This window comes from Kitasatospora sp. NPDC054795 (assembly GCF_053611565.1).
The window spans coordinates 1-15,148 of sequence record NZ_JBSHAP010000041.1 but is presented as its reverse complement, the minus strand read 5'-3'; the positions used below and the strand labels follow the sequence as shown (position 1 = coordinate 15,148).

Sequence of the window (15,148 nt, the reverse complement as noted above, 5' to 3'; positions counted from 1 at the left end):
GAGACTCAGTCGCTTTCAGTCGCTGGGCTTCAGTCGCTGCACAAATCCGCAGGTCAGAGCACATACACCCAGCCGATCAGCGACCGAAGCGACTCAAGCTCGGGTATATGAAGACATTCCCGTGTGCGTGTGCGCGTTATAGACCCGGGCTACAGTCGCTTCAGTCGCTGTTTGCGGTGAAAATCACTCCTGACCTGCGAAAACGTCGGAGCGACCAAACCAGCGACTGAACGGGCTCAGTCGCTCCCCCAGAGCTCGGTCGCTGAGTTTGTTCGCCCACCCCGGTAGTAACGGTCCGCGCGTCCCCGCTCGGCTAGTCTGTGTGAGCTATCTTCTGAACTTCGGTCGCTTCAGTCGCTGATCGGGGTCCTGCCAGTGCCCTGACCTGGCTTTTTGCCCTCAGCGACTGAACGAGCGACCGAAGTTCGAGCAGCTACCGAACAAGGGGAAGGGACCAGCGTGACGGCGCCGATGGCCGTGGGGAGCGACCGAGCGGGCCGCCAGCCGGATGCGCTGGCCGTCGCCCGCTGGTGTGCGGCCCAGGGATGGCCCGTCCATCCGCTCGCCCCCGGACGCAAGACCCCACCCGCCAACTGCCGTCCCTGCCAGGAATCCCCGCACTCCCCCACCGACTGCCCCTGCCCCGCCGCAGGCCGCTGGTGCCACGGCTTCCACGCAGCGACTCTGGACCAGGGCGTCCTCACCGCCTGGTGGCGGGTCAATCCCGACTTCGGGGCCGCGGTCGCCTGCGGCCCGGCAGGCCTGGTGGTCATCGACGTCGACAACCACACCGATGTCGTCCCCGCCCGCGACCGCATCCTGCCCGGGATCCCGATCCACGAGGACGTCGACCTCGACGGGCTCGAGAACGGCTACCACACCCTCGCCCTGCTGGCCGCCCTCCGTCGGGCACCCGATCCGACCACCGACGAGGAAACCCTGCGCGTACGCACCCCCTCCGGAGGGCTGCACATCTGGTACCAGGACCGCACCGACCGGCGTTTCGCCTGCTCCACCGGCTCCTCCGCGGGGCGCGCGCTGGCCTGGCAGGTCGACGTCCGGGCCCACGGGGGCTACATCGTCGCCCCCGGGACCGTCACGGCGGCAGGCACCTACACCCCGCTCCCGGGAGCCAGGACCCCCGCCCCGTTGCCCGAGTGGCTCGCCGAGGAACTCGTCCGCACCGGCCACCTCCAGGACCGCCCCGGTCGGCCGAGCCTGCCGCAGCCGGCCGTTCCCGACCGGGCCCGCCAGGCCGTCGTCGCCGCGGGCGGTGGCAGGAAGGGTGCGGAGAAGGTGCTCGACACCGTGCTCCAGGACATCACCGACTGTGCCAACACCCCCGAGGGCGCGGGCTTCACCGGCAAACTCAACCGTGCCGCCTACACCGTGGGCGGTCTGGTCTCGGCCGGCCACCTCACCCACGCCGTCGCCGAGCAGCTCCTCCTCGACGCGGCCCGCACCGCCCGTCCCTCCCAGGACAGGCACAACTCCGCCGTCATCCGTTCCGGCCTGGCGGCCGGAACCCGGCAGCCCCTGCACATCGGAAGGGCCCGCGGATGACCGACAGCACCCGCCGCAAGAGGACGGTCTTCGACCCCGTGGCCACGGCGCAACAGATCCTGGACTACCCGTCCGTTCCGGGTCCCGCCCATCCTCCCTGGCACGGTACGGCCGTGCAGGAGAGCCTCCTCGACTCCCCTCCCCCCGCGGAGGCTCCCGCGCCCCCGCAGGCGGCGGCGGAGCCCGTCCAGGTCTCCGCGGCAGGCCCGCAGGCGACGGCGCACGGCCTGCTGCCCGACTCGCTCTCCGACCGTGGCAACGCCAAGCTCTTCGTCCACCTCTACGGAAGCGACTACCGCCACGTCCCCGGCCTCGGCTGGTACCGGTGGTCCGCCCACCGCTGGCAGCTCGACGAGGACGACACCGTCCTGTGGGCGGCCGGCGAGATGGCCGAGAGCATCGCCACCCACGACTCGCGCGGCCTCTACACCAACACCGACCTGCGCAGGCACCGCCGCCGGGCACTGTCCACCTCCGGCATGAACGCCATGCTCACCCAGGCCAAGTCCGCCCCCGGCATGGTCCTCAACGCGGCCCTCCTCGACGCCGACGCGTACGCCCTGTGCACCCCCGGCGGCGTGGTCGACCTGCGCACCGGCGCGATCGTCCCGCCGGACCCGACGGTCCACCACCACTCGCGCTCCACCACCCTGGCCCCGGCCCGGATGCCCACCCCGCGCTGGAACCGCTTCCTGACCGACACCTTCGGCGACGACAAGGAAGGCCGCCAGACCCGCGACTTCCTCCACCTGCTGCTCGGCTACTCCATCAGCGGCGACGTCGGCGCCCAGGTCATGCCCTTCCTCTACGGCCAGGGCAAGAACGGCAAGTCCGTCCTGCTCGACGTGATGATCCAGCTCCTCGGCGACTACGCCGACGCGGCCCCGCCCGGCTTCCTCATGGCCAAGACCTTCGACGGCCACCCCACCGACCTCGCCGAGCTCCACGGCCGACGCATCATCGTCTGCTCCGAACTCAAGCCCGGCGACCGCTTCGACGAGGCCCGGGTCAAGCTGCTCACCGGCGGCGACAAGATCAAGGCCCGTCGGATGCGTCAGGACTTCTTCTCCTTCGAGCCCACCCACAAGCTCTGGCTGCTCGGCAACCACCGCCCCGAGGTCGGCACCGGCGGCTTCGCCTTCTGGCGGCGCATGCGCCTGATCCCGTTCGAACGGGTCGTCCCCGAGGAACGCAAGATCGACAACCTGGCCCACGTCCTCGTCGGCGAGGAAGGGCCCGGGATCCTGGCCTGGCTCATCGAGGGAGCCCGCCGCTACTTCGCCGGGGAGAAGGACCTCGCCGGCCCCCAGGCCGTCCAGACCGCCACCACCGCCTACGCCGAGACCGAGGACCACGTCGGCCGCTTCCTCAAGGAGGCGTGCGTCACAGGCGAGGGCATGCGGGCCGAACAGTCCCAGCTCTTCGGCGCCTACACCCGTTGGTGCGGCTTCGAGGGGGCCAATCCCGTATCCGGGCGTGCCTTCGCCGCACGAGTTCGCGAGACACTGGGTATGACATCTCCCAAGGAGATGGTCCTGTCCAACAGCCGCAAGTACTACCCGGGCATCGGCCTGATCACCGACGACACAGAGGAGCACAACGCGTGAGCGCGCTGATCGACCCGGCCGAGCTCGCCCACGAAACCGACCTCGTCTGGCTGGAGGACACCTCCGACCTCGACTACGTCCGTCAGTCGCTGGACCGCCTCACCACCCGCCGCGGCCGCCCGGCCTACCACCGCGACGGCCGCATGGTCGGCTACGCGATCCTCGGCCCCGACGCCAAGTCCTCGCGGGCCTCCGGCACCTTCCGCCGCCGCGTCTTCTGGCTCCTGCCGCACGACCGCGACCAGGACCCCGAGGGCCTCTACTCCACCGGCGCCCCCTCCGAGGCCGTGGACCCGCGCACCGTCGCACCCGGGGTCAAGGGCTACAAGACCGAGCGCTCCGAGGGCGGCCCGGCCTCCCCCGCCATGCTCGAACTGGGGATAACGCTCCCGAAGGCCTGACGGCCCGGAGACGCGAGGGCGGGACAGGGGCGGCTCGTAGTCGAGCCGCCCCTTTGCCATGTACCGAAGCGGCACTCGGCGGATGACACTCGGCGGCTGGCCCACGCGGGCAGGTGTTGGGAAGCCGTGCCCCCGTCCACCTACCCGCAGGACGCTGGAGAGTCCGCGCGTTCCATAAGACCGGCAACTCCCCCCGGATCAGCGTGGTTCAACTCCTTCCGCAGGCCGACAGCCAGCCGACAACGGCTCCTTGACGCCAACACCGAGCTCGCACCCGCAGCCCCGGAGGAACAGTCACGGACGCCGGGACGGTCCGAAGCGGCGCCCACAACGCCCATCGGGGGCTCACGATTGGTACGCGGCGTCGTGATACCTGCGCAGCCTGGGGCCGCGGATCGCTGGCAGCCCCACCAGGGTGTACGTGAAGGCGCCGTCGTGGGGTTCCAACGGGTACCAGGGGCGCGACGGCAGTGGGTAGTCGTCGCGCAGGACACCCTCCGGGAGTACCCCGGTGGCGGGCGTCGGCGAGGTCTCCTCCGCGGGGCTGGTGAGGTACGCCCAAACTCCGCTGTCCAGCGGCACTACCGTCGCCTCGCGGTCGGGTGGGTGCCACGGCTCGCCGGTGCCGGGGTGGCGGGGGACGAGGAGGACGTCGGGGCGGGGCCGGGGCTCGGGGATGCCCGGGCCGGCCAGTCCCACCGAGCGGGGGTCGGGCCCTGGCGGGAGGTAGCGGGCCACGGCGTGGCCGAGCAGCTCGGCGACGGGGCCGGCGGGGAGGGTCACCGGGTGGTTCCCGGCGGCCGCCACGAGGTGGGCCAGCGCGACGCCGACCGCGGCCTCCCAGCGGCGGCTCCACGACCCGTCGGGTTCGACGGGCGGGACGCGGTGCTCGGCACGCTCCAGGTCCGCCCAGTCGGGTAGCGGGTCGGACGGGAGCCCCGAGGAACGGCGGACGACTGCTTCGGGCTCCAGCCACACCGTCTGCCACGAGCCGCAGTCGTCGATCCGGGTCGCCACGGCCCGGCCGCACCCGGTACAGGCCAGATTGGGCCCGGCCCGGCCGTCCACGCCCTGGCAGTAGCCCTCACACTTCTCCAGGATCAGGGTCATCGACCGGGAGTCACCGGGCGCGATGACGATCTTGTCCCGCGCGCCGAAGGAGACGGAGTACACCGGCGCGTACACGCCCTGCCGGGCGGCGGCTTCCTCTCCGACTTCCTCCCACAACCGCCAGGGCGGTCCGGTGGGCCGTGGTTCGACGGCGTACGTCGACGGCTCCATCAGCGGAGGATGAAGCTTTTCCCAGGCCCCGTAGTGAGTGTGGACGGGGAGTGCGACCCGGGACACCGGTGCCGTCAGCTCGGTGCAGCACCCGGCACACGCGAACACGTCCAAACAAACTCCCCCCGCTGCGGTTCACCGGGATTGTGCCTCGCCCGCGGCAGAGGATCCACCGGATTTCGGAGCGGCTCCAGGGCTTCCGAGGGCGCTTCATCTCCGGGTTGATGACGGGTGGTCGGCGCCCCCGGGTCGGCGAACGCACCGGGCCGGACCACCAGGTGGCTCCTTCGACGTCGTGCGAGGCCTCCAGTTCTGTCCGATGTCCGCGTTGCGGAGGCGGCTTCGGTGAGCCTGGTCACCCCGCTCAGCGCTTGCAACTCGTCCTCCAGGGAGGCCCTGTCGACGGTCAGCCGGCGGGTCGCCTCGGCAAAGATGCGGACCAGCTTGCGCAGGTCGCTGTTCTCCCGCCGAAGACGGGCGTTCTCGCCCTCGGCCCGGGCGCTGTTCTTCGGGGGCGTGGCCGAGCTGTGCCGGTCGGCGAGCCGTTTCCTGAAGCAGGTGATCAGTTCCGGGTAGTTGCGGCAGAAGGTCGAGTGGGTGACGCCGAGGCGCTTCTCGACGTTGGTGACGGTGACGCGTCGGCCGGCTGCCTCGCTCTTGGCGAGTTCGGTTTCCATCGCGGCGCAGACCTGCCCGTCGATGGGCAGGTGAGGGCTCACGGGTCCTCCGTCTTGGTGCCCGGGTCGCTGCTGACCGTCTCGGTGAGGAAGCCGGCGAGCTCCTGGATGTGCGCGCCACAGCTGTTCGAGCGTGATCACCGCAGTGAGCGGTGGTAGCGCTGCTCCTGAGATCGAGCAGAGCCCGACCGAACCGGTCACGCGAACCGGCAGCGTCTCGTGATCGCGAGGCCCATCGCCCGGATATGGCCGGGGCCTGCGCACGTTCGTGTCGGTTTCCCGCCGGACAGCGGCTTCACCTGCTGGTTTTCTGAGGGGCATGTCCAACGCAAGCAAGTCCTCGCTCTTCCGATCCCTCCACACGCCTGCTCGCCCACTCGCACTCGCGAACGCCTGGGACGTCGCCAGCGCCCGCGTCATCGAAGCCGCGGGGGCGACCGCGATCGCCACCACCAGCGCCGGGGTGGCCTGGTCGCTCGGCGCCCCGGACGGGGACCGCGCTCCCCGCGGCCCCATGCTGGACGCCATCGCCCGCATCGCGTCTGCGGTCACCGTTCCGGTGACCGCAGACATCGAAGGCGGCTACGGACAGAGCCCCGCCGAGGTCGCGGAGACCGTCACGCGGGTGCTGGAAGCCGGCGTGGTGGGCATCAACATCGAGGACGGCAACCGCTCCCCGGGCACGCTCGTCGACCAGCTCGCGGCCGCCCGCGGTGCAGCGCAGAGGGCGGGCGTCGACCTGTTCGTCAACGCCCGCATCGACACCTACCTGCTCGGACTGGGCGATCCCGCCACCCGGCTGCAGGACACGCTGGGACGGGCGCGCTCCTACATCGACGCCGGCGCGGACGGGATCTTCGTTCCCGGCGTCACCGATCCCGGTGTCATCAAGGACCTGGTCGCAGGTCTGACGGTGCCCCTCAACATCATGGCGGGGCCGGGCAGCATGCCGGTGGACGAGCTGGGTGCCCTGGGCGTGGCCCGTGTCAGCCTCGGTTCGAGCGTGGCGCAGGCCGCCTACGCCGTGGCACGGCATGCGGCGCTCGAACTGCACCGAGTCGGCGGCTACGACCGGCTCCGGCAGACCATCGACTACCCGGAGCTCAACAACCTGTTCACCACGACCGGCTGACCACCCCCGGCCATACGCCCATGTGGCTCTGTTCACGAATCTGGACGGCAAATGTTCAGTACTTCGGGAGGCGCTGGGCGGGTGCTCTGTTCGATGTTCACGAGAATCGACAGCACCTGCGCGAACCCTGTGGAGCTGTGGACTTGGGCGGGTCATCCGCTGGTGGGCGGGGCTCCGAAGGTACGCCGGTAGGCCTGCGGCGTCGTGCCGAGGCGCCGGGCGAAGTGGTGGCGGAGGGTGTCGATGCTGCCGAAGCCCGCGCGGTGGGCGACGACGGTGACCGGCTCGTCCGTGGTCTCCAGGTGATGCTGGGCAAGCAGGACGCGCTGTCCGGTGAGCCATTGCAGCGGGGTGGTCCCGGTCTCCTGCCGGAAGCGTCGGGCGAAGGTCCGCGGGGAGAGGTGGGCTTGGCGGGCCATGGCCTCGACGGTCAGGTCCTGGTCGAGGTTGGCTTCGATCCAGGCCAGGACGGGGGCAAGGGAACCGGTCCCGTGCCGAGGGAGGGGGCGTTCGCGGTACTGGCGCTGGCCGCCGTCGCGGTGCGGGGGCGCGACCATGCGGCGGGCGATCGCGTTGGCGACGGCGCTGCCGTGTTCCTTGCGGATGAGGTGGAGGCAGGTGTCGACGCCGGCGGCGGTGCCGGCGCCGGTGATGACCGGGTCCTCGTCGACGTAGAGCACGTCCGACTCGACCCGGGCGCGCGGGTGGCGGCGGGCGAGTTCGTCGGTGTAGCGCCAGTGGGTGGTGCAGCGCCGCCCGTCCAGCAGCCCGGCCTCGCCGAGCAGGAAGGCCCCGGTGCAGATGCTCAGGACGCGGGCGCCGCGCTCGACGGCGGCCCGTAGTTCCTCCGCCAGGTTGTCCGGCTGCCGCACGTACGGGTCGTAGGCCGGGACGCAGATGAGGTCCGCCGAGGCCAGCCGCTCCAGGCCGTGCCGGGTCCGGACCTCGAAGCCGTGCCGCATCGGCACGCTGTCGCCGGTTCCTGAGACAAGAGCGAAGTCGTAGACGGGGAGCGCATCGTCGCTGCGGTCGATGCCGAAGACCTCGCAGAACACACCCAGCTCGAAGGCGTGGGCGCCTTGAAGAGCCAGGACGGCGACATCGCGAAGCACCGGCTTCCGATCTCCTCTCACGACGGTGGCAGGAACTTCAGCTTATCCGTCGTTTCTGCCACTCCCAGCGGGTGCTCCGTCCTGGAAGGCTCGAAGGCGTTCCCTCTCAACCTCAATCGCGCGAACAGCCAGGAACCCGGATGACCACGCACACTCCCGCCACCAACGCCGCCCTCTCGTCACAGACGGCCCAAATCCTGCGCGCACTCGCGCTCGACGAGGAGCTGAAGTGGCGCATCCCCGGCGACCCCGTCCTGGGCCCCCTGGCCCGCAAGGTCGCCCGGCGGTACGTTGCCGGCGAAACCCTCCCCGACGCCCTGGACCGCGCGCAGCAGATCCTGGCCGCCGGCCACCGCGTGAATGTCGAGTACATGGGCGAGAGCTGCCGCGACCTGCAGCGGGCCGTCGAAGAGACCGACACGTTCCTCGCCGCCGCCCGGCTGCTGCCGCCCGAGTGCTCGATCTCCCTCGACCTCTCCCACATCGGCCTCGCCGTCGACGCAGAGCTCGCGCTGGCCAACGCCACCCGCATTGCTCAGGCCACCGCTGCCACCGGGCGGGAGATGATGATCTCGGCCGAAGGCTCCGACCGTACCGACGCGGTCTTGGCCCTGCACCGCACGCTGTGCGAGCGGTTCGACCACGTGGGCATCACCGTCCAGGCGCGCCTGCACCGCACCGCAGACGATCTACCGGAGCTGCTCACCCGTCCCGGTCGCATCCGCCTGGTCAAGGGCGCCTTCCTCGAACCCGAGACCATCGCCCACCGCCGGGAAGCACCGGCCCTGACCACCGCCTACCTGAAGTACGCGCAACAGCTGGCCGACTCGGGTCACCTGTGCTCCTTCGCCACCCACGATTGGGAGCTGATCGACCGTATCGACCACTACGTCGGCAGGAAGAACCAGGGCTCCGCCCCCTGGGAGTTCGAAACCCTCCTCGGCCTCGGGCCCGACCGCCTCGACGCCATGGCCGAGCGTGGCCACCCCACCCGCGAGTACATCGTCTTCGGCACGGAGTGGTGGCTCTACATCTGCAACCGACTCGCCGAAGACCCCCAGCGCCTGCTCCAAGCCCTCGTCGACGCGGTCGCATGAACCCGATCCGGACGAACGCCACCGTGCCCCGGCACGCTGCCGTGCGCACCGCCAGCCAGCCCCCGACGACAAGGGCCATCCCACCCCGGGACGACAACACCCGGGCGTCGTTGCCGCTGCTGTCGAAACTCGTGAACATTTCGAATCAGCTGCCAGCGGCGTCCGCTGCCCAAGCCGGTGAACAAACGCTGTCCCTTGTTGTGAACAGAATCACCCACGGCAGCCTGGACGCGGTGTGCCCTGCTCCCTCGGCTCTCCCCGCGAGCGTGTGCTGTCAGCCGTCGGTGGGGGTGGGGAGTGCGCGGTGGGCGTACCAGCTTTCGCGGGCCCGGGCGCGAGTGCCGGTCGGGTTCGTACGGTGCCAGGCGCTGGTGAAGCGGTTGAACTCGAACTGCTCCCCGATCTCGCGGGGCCGGAGCGTCTTCGCGCGCGTGGCATGCCAGTGGGCCACCGCGTCGGCCAGGGTCAGGCTGGCTCTCCGGGCGATGAGGTCGCGCATGAAGGCGTCGAAGCGGGAGCCGGGGCCGATCGCTCCGACGAAGTACTCCCGTAGGACCTGGCTGCACCGCTGGCCCTGCGCGATCACCGTGTCGCCGTCAACGGGCGCGGCCAACTGCGCGGTCGCCCGGGAACGGCCCGCCGGAGCGGCCGGTAGCGGCAGACCGTCCAGTGTCGCGGCGAGCCGGGCGGTCAGTGCCGCCTTCCCGCCGTGCCGCGCGACGCCCATCAAGCGGGCGAGAGCCGTCAGCTCGCCCAGCGTCCAGTACCAGCGCAGCAGTTCGTCGCCGGTGAGGCCGGCCGTAGCGGGGGCCTGGACTCGGTGGCTGTCGTTCTGGTGTTCCGGCTCTCGATCACGGTCGTGATTCTGCCGGATCCTGTTCCGGGGGTTCGTCCCTGCATGCTGCCTCCCCCGTCACCTCTCCCCCGCTGGTTGCAGGCGGTGCTTCGAGGCTGAGGGCGGACGATTTTCCGCGGAAAATTCCACGGCCCCGGAGAGACGGCGTCGTCGGTGCACGCAAGGACGCCCGCGCCTGGCCCGCCGTCAGTCTCGGCGGTGCTCGATCCGGGCGGGTTCGGCGTGCAGTTGTGGGCCCGCGCGCCTGCCCGGACTGCGGCACCCCGCAGGCCGAACCTGTCTGAGAGCACCTCAAGGACACCGCGGCGGCGTGGCTGCGGTCGGCTGGCCGCGACCTGACGGCCACCGGGTTTTCGTCCGCCCGGGCCGCCGCCCGGGTGGCCAGGGCGGGTTCGGCACCTCCGCTCCGGGAGATCAAGCGCTTCCCGGTTCCATCGCCAGGCCGTCACTGCGGCGGAGCTCCTCCTCGCGGTGCGCTTTGGGGAGGGCCCGATTCCGGCTCCGTCACCTTCGCTCCGGAAGGGGAGCGAAGGAGGGCGACAGCCCGCTGAGTGGTTCGGCGAGGTCTGCCCGTCAGGCCTCGGCGTGACCTCTCCTGACAACAGCGGGGCTTTCCTCGGCTGCCATCCGCGTCGCAGAGGAAGGCGTTCCTTCACACGTTCCGCTCACCGAACACGCGGACCACCCATTCGTCGAGCCGGATGCCGAACGCCACCGCCGAATCGATCCCCGAAGCCGGAAACGTCCCGGCATCGTCCGTGCCGGCGAGATAGTCGACGTCGGCCCAGCCGCCTCGGAACAGCACCACCGACAGCTCGGCCTCCTCGGGCCCGGAGACAAGAACCCCCACCGAGTCGGGATCGGTCACCTGCGTCCTGTCCGTCTCAAGGCCCTGCGGCCACGACGCCGTCTCGTCGCGCCACGTCATCTCTCCCACCACGAGACCAGCGGCCCGCCAACCGGACGTCCGCACAGCCACCTCCGCAGCCGCCTCGTCGAGATCCACGATTGCCTCCATGGGATGGATCATGGCCCTGCCCAGCCGCGGTCCTCCACCGAATTCCGCCGGTACGGCACGCGGGTGCTGCCATGCGTGACTGCTTGGCGGTCAGATCTGATGTCCCGGGTGCCGTGTATTCCAGGCTCGGACAGCGGTGGCTCGCTGGTCCTCAAGACCGACGACGTCTCCGGGCTCGGCCGGGGCGAAGATGTCGACGATCTCAGGGGGCTCGCCCTGAAGGTCCGGAAAGCGGACGTACGCCTGCCGTCCGTTACTGAACTGGCGCAACTGTCCCGACGGATGAACGTCAGGACGGGCTCCCTGACAGCAGAGCAGACGACCGTCGCGCTCCGGCTGCCGCCGGGCCTGGGCGAGGCAGTCGAGGTAGTCGGTTCCGCTGATCTCGGTGAGAACACCGTCGTCGAGGACCGCGATGCGTGCGTCGGAAGACGGACCGACGCGAAGGACGACAGGTCGGAGAGAGCCGTCCGGGTCCATGGTCCGAAGGCCCACTTCTTCGATCCAGATTGCCGGGGAGATGCTGCTGTCCGAGGTGCTGCCCTCGCCGAGCCCACTGTTCATGCCGACCATGATCGCTGCGGGAAGCCGACTCGGGAAGTGCTGGGCCGTCGGGAGGAGGACCCCGGATCCTCTCCTCGGCCGTCGGCGTCGCTCCGCGGATGCAGGACGATTTTCCGCGGAAGATTCCCAGCCGCAGGATGCGCACCGCCAGTGCCGGACCGTCGAACCGACCGACCGGGCCGGCTCCCTGTTCACCAGCATCCGAGGTGGGAGTCAGCGGTGCTTCGGTGAGTCGTGCGCTTCCCGGCTCTACCGTCCGGCGGTTACTGGCTATGCCTCCCCGGTACACCTCGCCGTCCAGCACCCCGGTACCGCGCGACTGCTCGCTGCCCCCGGACCGGCGGATCCATCCGGGACCGGCGGAACGGCCGGGAGGCAGGGGACCCGCTGCACCGCTGCCCCGGTCGGCCTGGTCATCGGGGCCTGGCGGAGGATTCCGATTTTCCGCGGAAAATTCTGCATCACCCTCGAACCCTCTCCGGGACGACGGCTTCCGGGGCGCCGAATTTTCCGCGGAAAATTCGGCGCGCGGATCGCGGGTCACTCCCGGTGGACCTGAGCCGGTACGCAGAGGCAGGCCAGGTGCGCCGGCTTCCCCTCGGATGTCACGGGTGTGTCGTCGCGGGAACGAGTACCTGTGCTCAACTCCGGGACCTGGCCCCACTCCCCCGGTGGTGTCAGCCGAGCATTCGGCGCGCCGTCTCGCGCAGCTGGTCGTCACGGTGCCGCTGGGCCGGGAAGCAGGTGCCGTACTCGCGCAGCAGTCGGCGTTCACTGGTCGCCCAGTGCAGCAGCTGCGGCTGCAAGTCGGACGGATAGGGAGGTCCGATCCGGTGGAGTGCCTGGAGGGCCCGCACACCCACGGGGCGGGACGGATCGACCAGCGCGGTCAGCACAGGAAGCACGACGGACGGATCGCCGGTGATCCGCCAGTGGGCCTCGGCGGCGTGCAGCCGGGTCCAGTCGTAGCCGTCGTCCAGGTAGCACTCGATCAGCGGCAGCAGGGGAGCGGCCGCATCGCCCAGGCGTCCTGCCTCCTCCAGCCGCCGACTGTCCTCGGCGAGCTGGTGTGCCAGCAGGCGCAGGACGGTGCCCGGATCGTCGGTGAGGAGGGCGGTGGTGACGGCTGCCGCGGCTGCGAGCTCGTCATCGGTTGCGCGGGTGAGGGCTTCCAGACGGTCGAGGAGGTCGGCGTCCCGGATCGTCCAGTCCCCGAAGCGCCGGACGAGGGTCTGGGTGGGGCGGTCGCGCAGCAGGCGGGTGAGGTCGGGCAGATGGGTACGGGCGTCCTCGGCGGAGAGAGCGTCGTAGAGGCTGTCCAGGTGGGTGGCGTCCCGGTGTCGCAGGGCGAGGCGCTGGTGCTCGGGGGCGCGGGTACGGATGGCGAGCGCGGCCAGTGCCTCCGGCGCCGGTTCGGGAACGTGGGTGAGGAGCCGCGGATCGCCGAGCTGACCGAGGATCATCTGGGCGCAGCGGCCGGCGAGGGTGTCGGTGTGGACGTGGGGGAGGAGGTTGTCGGCGAGCGCCGGGTCGGGGCGGGAAGCCCCGAACAGGCACTGGGAGATCACGTCGAGCAGGCCGCCGAGGTCCCAGAGGTCGTGCTCGTGGCAGAGGGCTTCGGTGAGCAGACTGACGGTCTCGTCCTCGCGGTCGCGCCACATCGCCGACAGGTGTCGGGCTCGGCGCGTGCCGCGGCCCTGGTGGTCCCCGTGGGTGATCCAGCCGCGGGCCACCGCCGCCAGGGCGTCTGCGTCCTCGGTCAGGATCCAGGTGCGTTCGTCAGTGTTACCGATCCCCGGGACGAACTCACCGGCACTGAAGTCGAGGCCGGGGTCGCCCCCGGCCTCGGCCAGGACAGCGACCACGTCGGCCGGGTAGGGCGCCTCGGAGCGTTCCAGCAGGGCCAGAGCGCCGGCGGCGCGGACGGCCGGCACCGGGTCCGTCAGGGCCGATCGGAGGCGGCGGCGGGCGGCATCGCCGTCCGGGTCGAGCAGCGTCAGGACGGTGAGCGCCTCTGTGCGGACAGCGGCGGCAGGGTCGGAGGTGTAGCAGGCGGACAGCTCGCGCAGGACAACGGGGACGGTCTCGCCGGTGGCACGGCGGGCGACGCGCACCATGTTGCGGCGCACCACCGGGTCGTCGTCGCGCAGCAGGTGCAGCAGCCCGGCCACCTCGGCCGCGATCCGGGCACACCCCCGCACCTCGTCGTCGTACTCCGGCTCGGCTTCGGCGCCGCCGCATCCGGCCAGGGCGGCGAGCAGGTTCGCCCGTTCGTGGCGGGTGTGCACCGAGGCGTGGGCGAGGAAGGGAACGGCCTCCACCGCGGCCGATGACACCGACCCCTGGTGCAGTGCCCGGCCGAAGAACGCGGACAGCGCCTTGTCCGCCTGGTGCTGGTCGTCGGAGTACAGGGCGCGTATCCAGCCGGGGACGTCGCTGCCGTCGCCGAAGGCGTGTCCCAGCGACGGCCAGTCGATCATGTGCAGCTCTTCAGGTGATCTCACACCGGCACACTCTAGGTACGGGCACGGACAGTGTCCGCGGCCGCGACTCCGGCCGCGACTTCGGCCGCGACGAGGGGCTGGCGAGTGCGGCCCGGATCGACTCGATGCGATTCCAGTCCCTGCACCGAGGGGCTGTCCGTTTCGCCGCCTCACCGATTTTCCGCGGAAAATTCTGCGGCCCTCCTTCGGCTGAAGTCGTCCGTCCCCGTCATCGGTCGGCCCGCCGACCGGCCATCAGGAGAGCCGGCCGGTACCCGGGGGATTCATCTCAGGGGCCTCCAGACGGTTGAATGCCAGGGTGGTGAACTGGAGACGGATGTACGACTGCCACGGCGACGTCGACCGCGTTCCCGAGCTTCTGGACCGTGTTGAGCGCGAAGGCGATGCCGAGGCGTGGACGGAGCTCGGGTACCGGCTGTGCCTGGAAGGCGACCTCGTCTTCCCCGCGAGCTTCGCAGCCCTTCCCCGCCTCGTGCGCCTCGCGTCGAGCGATCAGCGGGCGCGCGCACTGGCCGGCACGATCGTGCGGCGCGCGGCGGGGCACCACGGCTGCGACGATCTGTTCGCCGACTGCGCTGGGACGATCGCCGAGTTCCGTGTGCTGCTGGACCGGTACCTGAGGTCGCGGCCGGACGACTACCTCTCGGCCTTCCTCGACCTGCTGGCCGCCAACGCGCAGTACCACTGGAGCGCCGCCCTCGGGGACTTCACCGACGACTTCTACCACCTGGCCTGCCCCCACTGCGCTGTGGAAGTGACGATCGCCATCGGCGACCACGGGCGCTACTCGGCGATCCGCGACTGGAACCTGGGCGACGTGGAGCGACGTGACCTGCGTCCGGCGGCCGGTGAGGATCTCTCGGGGACCGGTCGCTGGATGCACGACACCGCCGTCCGGGACGGGCAGCAGGTACTCGCCGCCGGGATCAGGTATCTCTTCAGCCGTGCCGAATGCCCACGCTGTGCCAGCGTGTTCGGCATCGCGGACGAGTACACGGCCGCCGAGTACCCGGGCTGGTAGCGATCGACGGTCCGAGCACGGGGGGTTCGCGGGCGCGGGCATCGTGACACGGCACACGACGGCAGCGGTTCGGGCCGCCGTACCGAACGGCTTGCCCGGGCACGGGCCGCTCTCGGCGGGCACGATTTTCCGCGGAAAATTCCTCGCGGTCAGTGTGACCACGGCTGCGAGGTGTCGGGCCTTCGGCCGCACGGGCGCGTAAGCCGAGACTCTGGTGCCGTGGCCCTGCCGGGGTTCGTCGGGGAACTGTTCCGGGGACACCTGGCGGGCGCCCATCGCCCGTTCGGTGATCTTGTCGCTGAACCAGAACTGGGC

Annotated in this window: 13 protein-coding genes; 6 read left to right on the top strand and 7 right to left on the bottom strand. The window is 70.8% G+C overall.

Annotation, left to right across the window (positions count from 1 at the left end):
* Positions 1–459: 459 nt before the first annotated feature.
* The 3 genes from ACWGJO_RS16890 to ACWGJO_RS16880 are packed head-to-tail and all read left to right on the top strand — an operon-like array spanning position 460 to position 3,571.
* Complete coding sequence (locus ACWGJO_RS16890) at positions 460–1,563, top strand: bifunctional DNA primase/polymerase (protein WP_452184508.1); 1,104 nt, start codon at positions 460–462, stop codon at positions 1,561–1,563.
* On the top strand, positions 1,560–3,170 hold the full coding sequence (locus ACWGJO_RS16885; RefSeq protein ID WP_452184506.1) for a DNA primase family protein: 1,611 nt from the start codon (positions 1,560–1,562) through the stop codon (positions 3,168–3,170). The genes ACWGJO_RS16890 and ACWGJO_RS16885 overlap by 4 nt, the downstream gene beginning before the upstream one ends.
* Complete coding sequence (locus ACWGJO_RS16880) at positions 3,167–3,571, top strand: DUF6009 family protein (RefSeq protein ID WP_097240598.1); 405 nt, start codon at positions 3,167–3,169, stop codon at positions 3,569–3,571. Before ACWGJO_RS16885 ends, ACWGJO_RS16880 begins: the two co-directional genes overlap by 4 nt.
* 345 nt (positions 3,572–3,916) lie before the next feature.
* On the opposite strand, the gene ACWGJO_RS16875 is transcribed toward ACWGJO_RS16880, so the two are convergent.
* Together ACWGJO_RS16875 and ACWGJO_RS16870 are read right to left on the bottom strand one after the other, a co-directional pair.
* On the bottom strand, positions 3,917–4,852 hold the full coding sequence (locus ACWGJO_RS16875) for a hypothetical protein (protein ID WP_452184504.1): 936 nt from the start codon (positions 4,850–4,852) through the stop codon (positions 3,917–3,919).
* 74 nt (positions 4,853–4,926) lie between these two features.
* Complete coding sequence (locus ACWGJO_RS16870; RefSeq protein ID WP_452184502.1) at positions 4,927–5,571, bottom strand: hypothetical protein; 645 nt, start codon at positions 5,569–5,571, stop codon at positions 4,927–4,929.
* Positions 5,572–5,848: 277 nt separating this feature from the next.
* Here ACWGJO_RS16870 and ACWGJO_RS16865 point away from each other — a divergent pair, with 277 nt between their 5' ends.
* Positions 5,849–6,661, top strand: coding sequence for an isocitrate lyase/PEP mutase family protein (locus ACWGJO_RS16865; RefSeq protein ID WP_452184500.1), 813 nt, complete (start codon positions 5,849–5,851; stop codon positions 6,659–6,661).
* A gap of 152 nt (positions 6,662–6,813) precedes the next feature.
* Here the strand turns inward: ACWGJO_RS16865 and ACWGJO_RS16860 are convergent, their stop codons facing one another.
* Positions 6,814–7,773 (bottom strand): GlxA family transcriptional regulator, encoded by a 960-nt coding sequence (locus ACWGJO_RS16860; protein ID WP_350878758.1) that lies wholly within the window; start codon positions 7,771–7,773, stop codon positions 6,814–6,816.
* Positions 7,774–7,913: 140 nt separating this feature from the next.
* On the opposite strand from ACWGJO_RS16860, the gene ACWGJO_RS16855 reads away from it, so the two are divergent.
* Entirely contained in the window at positions 7,914–8,870 is a 957-nt protein-coding gene (locus ACWGJO_RS16855; RefSeq protein WP_452184498.1) for a proline dehydrogenase family protein, read from the top strand.
* A 274-nt stretch (positions 8,871–9,144) separates the two neighbouring features.
* On the opposite strand, the gene ACWGJO_RS16850 is transcribed toward ACWGJO_RS16855, so the two are convergent.
* From ACWGJO_RS16850 to ACWGJO_RS16835, 4 genes are all read right to left on the bottom strand, one after another.
* Positions 9,145–9,597, bottom strand: coding sequence for a DUF6434 domain-containing protein (locus tag ACWGJO_RS16850; protein WP_452184496.1), 453 nt, complete (start codon positions 9,595–9,597; stop codon positions 9,145–9,147).
* A gap of 781 nt (positions 9,598–10,378) precedes the next feature.
* A complete protein-coding gene (locus tag ACWGJO_RS16845; RefSeq protein WP_452184495.1) occupies positions 10,379–10,744 on the bottom strand; it encodes a hypothetical protein in 366 nt (121 codons plus the stop codon).
* Positions 10,745–10,834: 90 nt separating this feature from the next.
* Entirely contained in the window at positions 10,835–11,308 is a 474-nt protein-coding gene (locus ACWGJO_RS16840; protein ID WP_452184493.1) for a hypothetical protein, read from the bottom strand.
* Positions 11,309–11,985: 677 nt separating this feature from the next.
* Positions 11,986–13,812 carry a hypothetical protein gene (locus tag ACWGJO_RS16835; protein WP_452184491.1) on the bottom strand — a complete coding sequence of 609 codons (1,827 nt, stop codon included), beginning with the start codon at positions 13,810–13,812 and terminating at the stop codon, positions 11,986–11,988.
* 298 nt (positions 13,813–14,110) lie between these two features.
* Between ACWGJO_RS16835 and ACWGJO_RS16830 the strand changes: the two genes are divergently transcribed.
* Positions 14,111–14,833 (top strand): hypothetical protein, encoded by a 723-nt coding sequence (locus ACWGJO_RS16830; RefSeq protein ID WP_452184489.1) that lies wholly within the window; start codon positions 14,111–14,113, stop codon positions 14,831–14,833.
* Positions 14,834–15,148: the final 315 nt, after the last annotated feature.

Bases quoted from the DNA above. Each gene is read 5' to 3' on its own strand.
- ACWGJO_RS16865 (WP_452184500.1), top strand. From the start codon at position 5,849: ATGTCCAACGCAAGCAAGTCCTCGCTCTTCCGATCCCTCCACACGCCT.
- ACWGJO_RS16840 (WP_452184493.1), bottom strand. From the start codon at position 11,308: ATGAACAGTGGGCTCGGCGAGGGCAGCACCTCGGACAGCAGCATCTCC.
- ACWGJO_RS16855 (WP_452184498.1), top strand. From the start codon at position 7,914: ATGACCACGCACACTCCCGCCACCAACGCCGCCCTCTCGTCACAGACG.
- ACWGJO_RS16850 (WP_452184496.1), bottom strand. From the start codon at position 9,597: ATGGGCGTCGCGCGGCACGGCGGGAAGGCGGCACTGACCGCCCGGCTC.
- ACWGJO_RS16885 (WP_452184506.1), top strand. From the start codon at position 1,560: ATGACCGACAGCACCCGCCGCAAGAGGACGGTCTTCGACCCCGTGGCC.
- ACWGJO_RS16845 (WP_452184495.1), bottom strand. From the start codon at position 10,744: ATGGAGGCAATCGTGGATCTCGACGAGGCGGCTGCGGAGGTGGCTGTG.
- ACWGJO_RS16875 (WP_452184504.1), bottom strand. From the start codon at position 4,852: ATGGAGCCGTCGACGTACGCCGTCGAACCACGGCCCACCGGACCGCCC.